This is a genomic window from Peribacillus sp. P4_C12 (genome assembly GCF_056402095.1).
Genome location: NZ_JBFUIB010000146.1, coordinates 1 through 8,401, shown reverse-complemented (window position 1 = coordinate 8,401; position 8,401 = coordinate 1). Strand labels below are relative to the sequence as shown.

Sequence of the window (8,401 nt, the reverse complement as noted above, 5' to 3'; positions counted from 1 at the left end):
ATATAATCCCCTAAATATTCATGTTCCTCTGCATTAGTAACCGTTAAAACCTCAACGTCATCAGGAGCTTTCATTTCTGACAATAGCATACTTTTTTGTTCTTTTGTCAAATTTTCCCCCAGTGTGACGATCATTTCACCAACAGCTGCGTCCGCAAAAGCTTTATATGGCAATAATAGGCATAATAAAATGGTCACAATGACCCATTTTTTCATTTTTTTCATAGTTATCCTCCTTAACATTTCCTGCTGAATTGTATTCTTTTATTTAAAGAGCACCGCTTTAAATAAAAGTTTCATAGTATTGGACGAACCAAAAGGTAAAAAAGATACAGTTTTATAAAAAATATTTATTTCGTCGAAAATAGCAAATGTTCTTACTAACGACGAAAAGTGATTGTATCCTTGTCTAATATACCTGTGAGACACACTATGAATCCTAAGTTTACTTTATCAATGTAGTAAATCCAATGCAAGTTTGCAAGGGGTATTTGTCAGATTGTGCTAAGTTATAGTAAAATGAATTCGTTATTTAAATATTTAGACCATTGAATAAAGGGAGTATGGGATGAGGAAAAGTAATAAAACTCTTTTACTTATGATGCTTGTTATCGCTTTGATGTGGGGAATCGTATATTGGCTGTTCATCGCCTAGCACATAGGAGATCTATAAATCAAGTGCTGAAAGTGATGTTGAAACGAAAGAAGATTTTATGTATGATGGAAATGTTATAAGTAGGGATTATTATTCAAAGCTAATTAATTTAGAAACAGTTAGATAATAAAAACGTTATTTAGTAACGAGGGATATTATGTTGATTAAGTATAAGAAAAGTTATGAGAAGTTTGCCATGGGATTATTATCTTTCATGCCAAATGAAAAAGAGATAAAAACGCTTCGGAATACGATGAAGAATTACGAAACAGATGAAAATCTACAGTTGTTCTTATGGAAAGATGAGGAGATTACAGGCTTGATCGGAATAGAAGTCTCTCCAAATCACATTGAGATTCAACATGTATCTGTTAATCCATCTTTTCGAAAGCAAGGTATCGGTAAAGCCATGGTCAGGGCTCTAAAGGAGCAATATCCTGACAAAGAATTAAAAGCAAATGAATATACGGAAAGCTTCCTTGACAAATGTGAAGAAGCTTAAAACCATGAGAGCAAAAATAGAGGACCACTCTTAAGAGTGGTCCTCTATTTTTGCTCTTCGGAGGGATAATTGTCGAGCCCTTTCTGATATAACATCTGAACGGTCACGCTTTAGATGCTTGTCTATTAAAGATAAATTAGCCATGTCACTATCTGTGCACCATATGTATCCTTCTTGGCTGCATATGGCTTGGCATTGTACAGTCAACTCTTGATCCGTTATCGGAAGATTGATGCTTTCATATGGTTTTTTAGACAACATACGTGCATAGGTGTTCTGAAGCAAATTGAGCAGTTCTTCAGGATCGAGGCCCAACTGCTGCAGCTCTACTTTTTTCGAACGGAGATTGGCGATGGCTTTAGCAAGGGTCCTTGTTGCACCTTGATTGTTGCCTCTACGGTCGTGATATAGGGCAACTGCAATTTGAATCAGCCCGACCCAATGCGAGTCACGCTCTTTTGGAGCAGTATCCTTCCAGTATTCTTCAAGAATTTCGTGACATTCAAAGTAATCCCTAGTGCCATGAAAATGGACAAGGAAAGACAGGTAGTCTTTCGGGTAATTCAATTTGAGCACCCCTTTTGTTTGATGGGTTCATTTAAGGTAGAAAAGCCATTTTAACCAGCTTTACACCGGGCGTGTATACACTTTTTAGTTTATCATAGAAAATTACACTGGAAAATAAGGAAAGCTGATTGCTATGCAATCAGCTTGATTCATCAGTCTTCAATTAACACCAAGAAGCACCGACAATAATTAACAAAATGAACAATACTACAATAAACGCAAATCCGCCGCCATGCCCAAAACCCATAATAAGTTCCTCCTTTGTTCTGGTATTCTTACATTCCTAGGTTATGTTAATTTTACAAATGTGATTGGGCACTGACCCAATTAACACAAATCCCTTATAAGAACTTTTCTAAGTGCCGCAAATTATTATTATTGGATAAAGGCCGGTAATCCACTATACTTGATTAGTAAAAGAAACAGGCCTAACATTGGCCAATTAGATTTAAATGGGGTATTTTTATGGGTTATAATATTAAAATTGATGCTTTTGAAGGTCCGATGGATTTACTCCTTCATTTGATAAACCGTCTTGAAATAGACATCTATGATATTCCAATGGCTGATATCACAGAGCAATATTTAGGCTATATTCATACGATGCAGCATCTTGAATTAGATGTGGCCAGTGAATATTTAGTAATGGCTGCGACACTACTTGCTATCAAAAGTAAAATGTTGCTACCCAAGCATGAAGATGAACAATTGATTGATGAAGATGGAGAACTATTTGAAGAAGATCCACGGGACGAGCTTGTGGAAAAACTATTAGAATATAAAAAGTATAAAAATGCTGCAGAAGAATTTAAGGGGTTGGAAGAAGAACGAAGCTTGATGTTTACAAAACCGCCAAGTGATTTATCTGTTTATGTAAAAGAAACGGAAAATGAAAAACAAGAGTTGAATATCAGTCTATACGATATGTTGGGCGCTCTGCAAAAACTACTGCGAAGGCAAAAAATTCAAAAGCCCCTATATACAAAAGTGACGAAACAAGAGATATCAATTGAAAAACGCATGGATGAAATCATGATTGAGTTACAATCATTTAAAGGAAAAAAAAGCTTTTTTGAGCTCTTTTCACACCCGGTTAAGGAGCATATCGTCATTACTTTTATGGCGGTATTGGAACTAATGAAACAAAATGAAATAATCGTTGAACAAGAAGATAATTTTTCGGAAATTATGATTGCAGCTAAGGAAGGTGTAGAACCAGTTGGAAGTTATTAATTGGAAGGGGATTCTTGAGGCATTATTGTTTGCTGCTGGAGATGAAGGCCTCTCAGTCAAACAAATTGCCTCTGTCCTAGAAATTACAGAATATCAAGCAACAGACATCATTGAAAGCTTAAAGGAAGAATATATATCGGATGTACGAGGGGTTCAAGTGATTGAAATAGCAGGTGTGTTTCAAATGACTACAAAAAAAGAACACTCGGATTATTTAAAAAAACTTGTAGAAACTTCAAGTACTCAAGGTTTATCACAGGCTGCTTTGGAAACACTCGCAATCATCGCGTATAAGCAGCCAATTACGAGAGCTGAGATTGATGAAATTCGCGGTGTCAAAACGGAACGGCCGATTCATACACTTGTCACTAAAGTGTTAATAAAAGAGGTCGGACGTGCTGAGGGGTCTGGTCGGGCTTATTTATATGGGACAACGAAAGAGTTTTTGGATTATTTCGGTCTAAACTCAATTAAAGAATTGCCGCCACTCTCCGATAATTCAGAAGAAAGCTTCGAAAATGGTGAAGCAGATTTGTTTTTTGAGAAATTTCAACAAACAATCGAATGACATTTTTCTTTAAATTGTGATAATATAGAAAAAACTGAATACGGGGGGATTTCGAGTGCGAATTGTAGCATGTAATGGATTTGGACTTGAAAAAGAAAAGTCCAATTCTCCGGAGGAATTTTTTAACCGATCCGTTATAGAATTCATAAAGGATGGAGAAGAAAAGACACTGAATGTGCTGTATCTTCGTTATTTTGATGAGATGGTCGCTCGGTGGACTCCATATTCCACCAATCCTTTATTCAAAAGTTTCGACCGAGATATTTATATGGCTGATATCATTGCAATGGTTTGCCTTTTCAAAGACCCGAGTTTGGCTAGCCGAAAACGTTTATATATTAATTCAGAAAAAGAGTTAGCTGGTTATTTCGAAAATGTAAATTTTGGAAAATTAGAGAAAGTGTTTATATCTATTGACCAAGCTAAACCATATGATATTAAATCAAATGTAGATTTTAATATTCTTTCATAATCATTTTGAGGAGGGTTCACGGTTGGGGAATACATTGGTAAAATCTCAGCTTGAGGATGTAAAAAGCTTTTTAGAAACGACAGTAGCTCAGTTAGAAGAGTTTATAAATGAGACGACCTATTCTAAGCTTCAACAGGAAAAAAGCGGGGAAGAAAGTTATTATAAAGGAATCCTCTCTAGTTTAAGAAGAATGCTTGTAAGTTGTGAAGAGGGTTTAGAAGCTTGCCAAATCGTCCTTAAAAATGAAGTTTTTAATAAAGCTGCAGCTGAAAAGACGCTATATAGAGTGTATCATCAATGTATAGAAGAATATTTTTCCCCAAAATCGGACCGTTGGTTTGAAGACAGCCGATCTGCCTATACGGGAAAAAACTCGATTAAATTTCATCAAGGTGTACCGGACAGCATTATATCTATTCTGAAATCTGTAGAAAGTGGATTTCAGACCATGCGAGAAGAATTAGAGTATTATGAAACGGATTACCGGACGAAAATGTTACAGTCAAGATAAAGAAACAGCGAGGCTTAATAGGCCTTGTTGTTTTTTTTGTTTATAAATGGAATCTTCGCTTATTCGTAACATAAAATACTCTGATGATTTATGTGTAAGTAGGTTACAGGGGGGTTGAAAGATGTCTGATGTAAGACAGTATGCAAAAGAGGTAAGTGATTGGATTGATGAAATAATGGCATACCTTGAGAGAATAGATATCACCGATTCGACAGTGTTGGCAAACATTGAAAGGCTTTCCCAATGGACTAATGATCTCGTTGGAGAGGAAATAGATTATGAGAATATGGTCTTGATTGAAGAAGAGATGGCTCGGGTCTACGAAGAAATTGAAGAGATAGCTAGAGATTTCAGTACTCAGCAAAGACAAACTCAATCTCAATCTGTACCAATTGGAAAACATACGCTTCCGCCGCTACCTTATGCCTATAATGCGTTGGAACCGACCATTTCAGAGGAAATCATGTACCTTCACCATGATAAGCATCACCAAACTTATGTAGATGGTCTGAATAAAGCAGAATTAATGATGAAAAATGCCAGGGAGACGAAGGATTATTCATTGTTGAAACATTGGGAAAAGGAAGCAGCCTTTCATGGATCCGGGCATTATTTGCATACAATATTTTGGGAAGGGATGATTCCAAGAGGCGGCGGACAGCCAAAGGGAGACTTACTTAAACAGATTGAGAAGGATTTTGGAAGTTTCGCAGCATTTAAAAATCACTTTAGTGAAGCAGCTAAACAGGTTGAAGGTGTTGGCTGGGCGATTTTAGTCTGGGTGCCACGTGCGCGTAAACTAGAAATTCTTCAATCAGAGTTGCATATGATTTTAACGCAATGGGATACGATTCCAGTACTTGTATTAGATGTGTGGGAACATGCATATTACTTACAATATAAAAATAATAGAGCTTCTTATGTGGATAAATGGTGGGACGTTGTAAACTGGCCCCAAACAGCTTTACGGTTTACCGAAGCGAAAAAGCTTACTTGGAAACAACAATAACGGATAAAATATATGTTCTACCAAAAACGAATTGTTTTGAGTTGAAGGGCCGAGCCATTATGGTTCGGCATTTTTTCGTTTAAAAGGACAGTACAGATTAGTTTTTTGGGGTTAATTAGGAATAATGTGGGAAGTATATGAAGGATGAAGTAAATTGTATGGGTGAAATCGACAATTGATTCTCATTTGGAATTTATTATTTTATTGAAAAGGAGACAATATCATCTTTCGAAATAATTAGGGTAGTTGTTATTTTTAATCTTGATATAACATTGAAGATGTGTTAAATACGCTATTTTAAAGTACAATGCGGTTTATAAATTGTTTAATGTATATCAATATAAAAACTGTGGCTAATTTGTGAACTTAAAAATTATTAAGGTATATTTATTGACTAGTTTCTATTTAATAATTATTATAAATAGGAGCAGATTAAAAAATATATCTATTGGAGGAATTTATTATGTCATTGATTAATAAACAAGTTGAAGATTTTAAAGTACAAGCTTACCATGCAGGAGAATTCAAGGAAGTAACATTAGATGATGTTAAAGGAAAATGGGCAGTATTCTTCTTCTACCCAGCTGACTTTTCATTTGTATGTCCAACAGAATTAGCTGATCTTCAAGACAACTATGAAACATTCAAAGAAATTGGTTGTGAAGTTTACTCAGTTTCAACAGATACTCATTTCAGCCACAAAGGATGGGCTGATGCTACTGATACAATCGGTAAAATTCAATATCCAATGTTAGCTGACCCAGCAAATGTTTTATCTCGTCAATTCGGTGTATTAATCGAAGAAGATGGTTTAGCTCTACGTGGAACTTTCATCGTAAACCCAGAAGGACAAATTAAAGCATACGAAGTGAATGATTTAGGAATCGGTCGTAATGCTGAAGAACTTGTGAGAAAAGTTCAAGCTGCACAATTTGTGGCAGAACATGGTGATAAAGTTTGCCCTGCTAAATGGACTCCAGGTGAAGCTACTCTTGAACCAAGCTTAGATCTAGTAGGTAAACTTTAATCTTTTGAGGATATAATCCAATTCGTTACTGGACACTATCTACACATTGATTACGAAGACAATTTGTTTGACAAGATTCTAATGACAAAAGGCACTTACYTAAAATAAGTGCCTTTTGTTATTCAAAATAAACTTTTTTTAGTAAGTATTATTATTCAGCAAGGAGAACAACTATGGAAAAAATACATGATTTATTAATTATTGGTGGTGGTCCTGCAGGTCTTTCTGCGGGTGTATATGCAGGTAGAGCTAAAATTAAAACAATAATTCTTGAAAAAGGTACAGGTGGCGGACAAGCTGCAACAACATCAGAAATTGCAAACTATCCTGGTATTCGTCATATTTCAGGCCCAAGGTTAGTTGAAGAAATGAAACTTCAAAATGAAGATTTTGGAGTGGAGTTTGCCAAAGCTGATGTAACAGGAGTGGATTTCTCTGGTGAGGTAAAGGTCGTTAAAACGCTTAGTGGGGATTACCATGCGCGCGCTGTAATAATTGCAACTGGCGCCTCTCCAAGAACACTTGGATTCCCAGGGGAAGAGGAATTTACTGGTCGTGGAGTAGCTTATTGCTCAACCTGTGATGGCGAATTTTTTGAAGGGTTGGAAGTTTTCGTTATTGGGGCAGGATATGCAGCAGCTGAAGAAGCTATCTTCCTGACTCGTTTTGCTACAAAAGTCACAATCATTGCCAGGGAATCAAGCTTCTCATGTGCTCCTTCTATTGTTGATAAAGTAATGGCAAATGATAAGATTGAAGTGAAATTCAATACAGAAATCCTTGGGGTATATGGGGATGAAATGATTCAAAGTGCCCGCTTCATCAATAACGTTACCAAGGAAGAGTTTGAGTATGAAGCGAAGAAAGAAGACAGTACGTTTGGAGTATTCGTATTCATTGGTTACGAACCGAAAACAGAGATTTTCAACGGCCATATCGAAATGGACCATGCGGGTTACATTCTCACAGATGATGATATGAAAACGAATGTGAAAGGTGTATATGCAGCTGGCGACTTAAGACCAAAATCCTTGCGTCAGATTATTACCGCTGTTTCTGACGGAGCGATTGCAGCAACGGATGCGGGTAAATACATTGCTGAAGAAAAAGATCGCTTAGGTATTAAAGATGAGCCTGCTGTTGAAAAACCTGAGAAAAAAGAACAGGCTGCTGTTCCAGCAGGAAAGAGCGCTCTATTAAGTGACGCACTACGCGGTCAATTAAAAGGAATCTTCGGCAAGATGGAAAGCGATGTAACGTTGGTATCTATTGTAGACGAAGGTTTGCCAAAATCAGTCGAATTGCGTGATTTCTTGTTGGATGTTGCTGAATTAGGTGACAAGCTTCATCTTGAGTTATATAACAAAGGTGAAAATAAGGAAATCGAAGAAAAAATCAATGCTGATAAGTTCCCAGTTGTCTCTCTAATAAATTCGAGAGGTGAATACAGTGGTGTCAAATACCATGGTGTACCAGGCGGTCATGAGTTGAATTCCTTCATTTTAGCTATTTATAACCTAGCTGGACCTGGTCAAGCGTTGGATTCAGTTGTTTTAAATTCGATTAAATCAATCAGTAAAAAAGCGAACATTAAAGTTATGGTATCATTGGCATGTCACTACTGCCCAGACGTTGTAGTGGGTGCACAGCGTATTGCTATTGAGAACCCTAACGTTGAGGCTGAAATGGTCGATATAAGTAATTTCCAGGAAATCAAGAAAAAATATAAAGTAATGAGCGTGCCGGCTATGATCATCAATGATAAAGAAGTAGTATTCGGTGCAAAGAAAATTGATGAAATCGCTGCATTGTTAGTATGATAGAACGCTAAATCGATAGGGGGACATCTCATGTCCCC

At 36.6% G+C, this 8,401-nt stretch carries 11 protein-coding genes; 8 read left to right on the top strand and 3 right to left on the bottom strand.

What is annotated here, in order from left to right; all coding sequences use genetic code 11:
• Window positions 1–224 (bottom strand): DUF1002 domain-containing protein (locus AC1DUW_RS16475; RefSeq protein ID WP_477642980.1); only part of this gene is annotated, 224 nt, incomplete at its 3' end.
• Between the two features lie 587 nt (window positions 225–811).
• On the opposite strand from AC1DUW_RS16475, the gene AC1DUW_RS16470 reads away from it, so the two are divergent.
• Window positions 812–1,156 carry a GNAT family N-acetyltransferase gene (locus AC1DUW_RS16470; protein ID WP_053346836.1) on the top strand — a complete coding sequence of 115 codons (345 nt, stop codon included), beginning with the start codon at window positions 812–814 and terminating at the stop codon, window positions 1,154–1,156.
• A 30-nt stretch (window positions 1,157–1,186) separates the two neighbouring features.
• On the opposite strand, the gene AC1DUW_RS16465 is transcribed toward AC1DUW_RS16470, so the two are convergent.
• Both AC1DUW_RS16465 and AC1DUW_RS16460 read right to left on the bottom strand, forming a co-directional pair.
• Window positions 1,187–1,723 carry a DUF309 domain-containing protein gene (locus AC1DUW_RS16465; protein ID WP_477642979.1) on the bottom strand — a complete coding sequence of 179 codons (537 nt, stop codon included), beginning with the start codon at window positions 1,721–1,723 and terminating at the stop codon, window positions 1,187–1,189.
• A 163-nt stretch (window positions 1,724–1,886) separates the two neighbouring features.
• Window positions 1,887–1,970, bottom strand: a complete 84-nt coding sequence (locus tag AC1DUW_RS16460) for a YjcZ family sporulation protein (RefSeq protein WP_083450810.1) — start codon at window positions 1,968–1,970, stop codon at window positions 1,887–1,889.
• A 218-nt stretch (window positions 1,971–2,188) separates the two neighbouring features.
• Here AC1DUW_RS16460 and AC1DUW_RS16455 point away from each other — a divergent pair, with 218 nt between their 5' ends.
• The 7 genes from AC1DUW_RS16455 (at window position 2,189) to AC1DUW_RS16425 (ending at window position 8,363) form a co-directional block, all read left to right on the top strand.
• Window positions 2,189–2,956, top strand: coding sequence for a segregation/condensation protein A (locus AC1DUW_RS16455; RefSeq protein ID WP_053346835.1), 768 nt, complete (start codon window positions 2,189–2,191; stop codon window positions 2,954–2,956).
• Window positions 2,943–3,524, top strand: coding sequence for an SMC-Scp complex subunit ScpB (scpB, locus tag AC1DUW_RS16450; RefSeq protein WP_053346834.1), 582 nt, complete (start codon window positions 2,943–2,945; stop codon window positions 3,522–3,524). Before AC1DUW_RS16455 ends, scpB begins: the two co-directional genes overlap by 14 nt.
• Before the next feature lie 55 nt (window positions 3,525–3,579).
• The gene (locus AC1DUW_RS16445; protein WP_053346833.1) at window positions 3,580–3,996 is read left to right on the top strand and encodes a hypothetical protein; all 417 of its coding nucleotides are present in this window, start codon (window positions 3,580–3,582) and stop codon (window positions 3,994–3,996) included.
• A gap of 22 nt (window positions 3,997–4,018) precedes the next feature.
• Window positions 4,019–4,507 carry a YpuI family protein gene (locus AC1DUW_RS16440; RefSeq protein WP_053346832.1) on the top strand — a complete coding sequence of 163 codons (489 nt, stop codon included), beginning with the start codon at window positions 4,019–4,021 and terminating at the stop codon, window positions 4,505–4,507.
• Between the two features lie 121 nt (window positions 4,508–4,628).
• Window positions 4,629–5,516 carry a superoxide dismutase gene (locus tag AC1DUW_RS16435; RefSeq protein WP_053346831.1) on the top strand — a complete coding sequence of 296 codons (888 nt, stop codon included), beginning with the start codon at window positions 4,629–4,631 and terminating at the stop codon, window positions 5,514–5,516.
• Window positions 5,517–5,979: 463 nt separating this feature from the next.
• On the top strand, window positions 5,980–6,543 hold the full coding sequence (gene ahpC / locus AC1DUW_RS16430) for an alkyl hydroperoxide reductase subunit C (RefSeq protein WP_053346830.1): 564 nt from the start codon (window positions 5,980–5,982) through the stop codon (window positions 6,541–6,543).
• Window positions 6,544–6,716: 173 nt separating this feature from the next.
• On the top strand, window positions 6,717–8,363 hold the full coding sequence (locus tag AC1DUW_RS16425; RefSeq protein ID WP_053346829.1) for an FAD-dependent oxidoreductase: 1,647 nt from the start codon (window positions 6,717–6,719) through the stop codon (window positions 8,361–8,363).
• Window positions 8,364–8,401 lie beyond the last annotated feature (38 nt).

Excerpts from the sequence above, each read along its gene's own strand:
- AC1DUW_RS16470 (WP_053346836.1), top strand. The coding sequence starts at position 812 with ATGTTGATTAAGTATAAGAAAAGTTATGAGAAGTTTGCCATGGGATTA.
- AC1DUW_RS16460 (WP_083450810.1), bottom strand. The coding sequence starts at position 1,970 with ATGGGTTTTGGGCATGGCGGCGGATTTGCGTTTATTGTAGTATTGTTC.
- AC1DUW_RS16455 (WP_053346835.1), top strand. The coding sequence starts at position 2,189 with ATGGGTTATAATATTAAAATTGATGCTTTTGAAGGTCCGATGGATTTA.
- AC1DUW_RS16435 (WP_053346831.1), top strand. The coding sequence starts at position 4,629 with ATGTCTGATGTAAGACAGTATGCAAAAGAGGTAAGTGATTGGATTGAT.
- ahpC (WP_053346830.1), top strand. The coding sequence starts at position 5,980 with ATGTCATTGATTAATAAACAAGTTGAAGATTTTAAAGTACAAGCTTAC.
- AC1DUW_RS16425 (WP_053346829.1), top strand. The coding sequence starts at position 6,717 with ATGGAAAAAATACATGATTTATTAATTATTGGTGGTGGTCCTGCAGGT.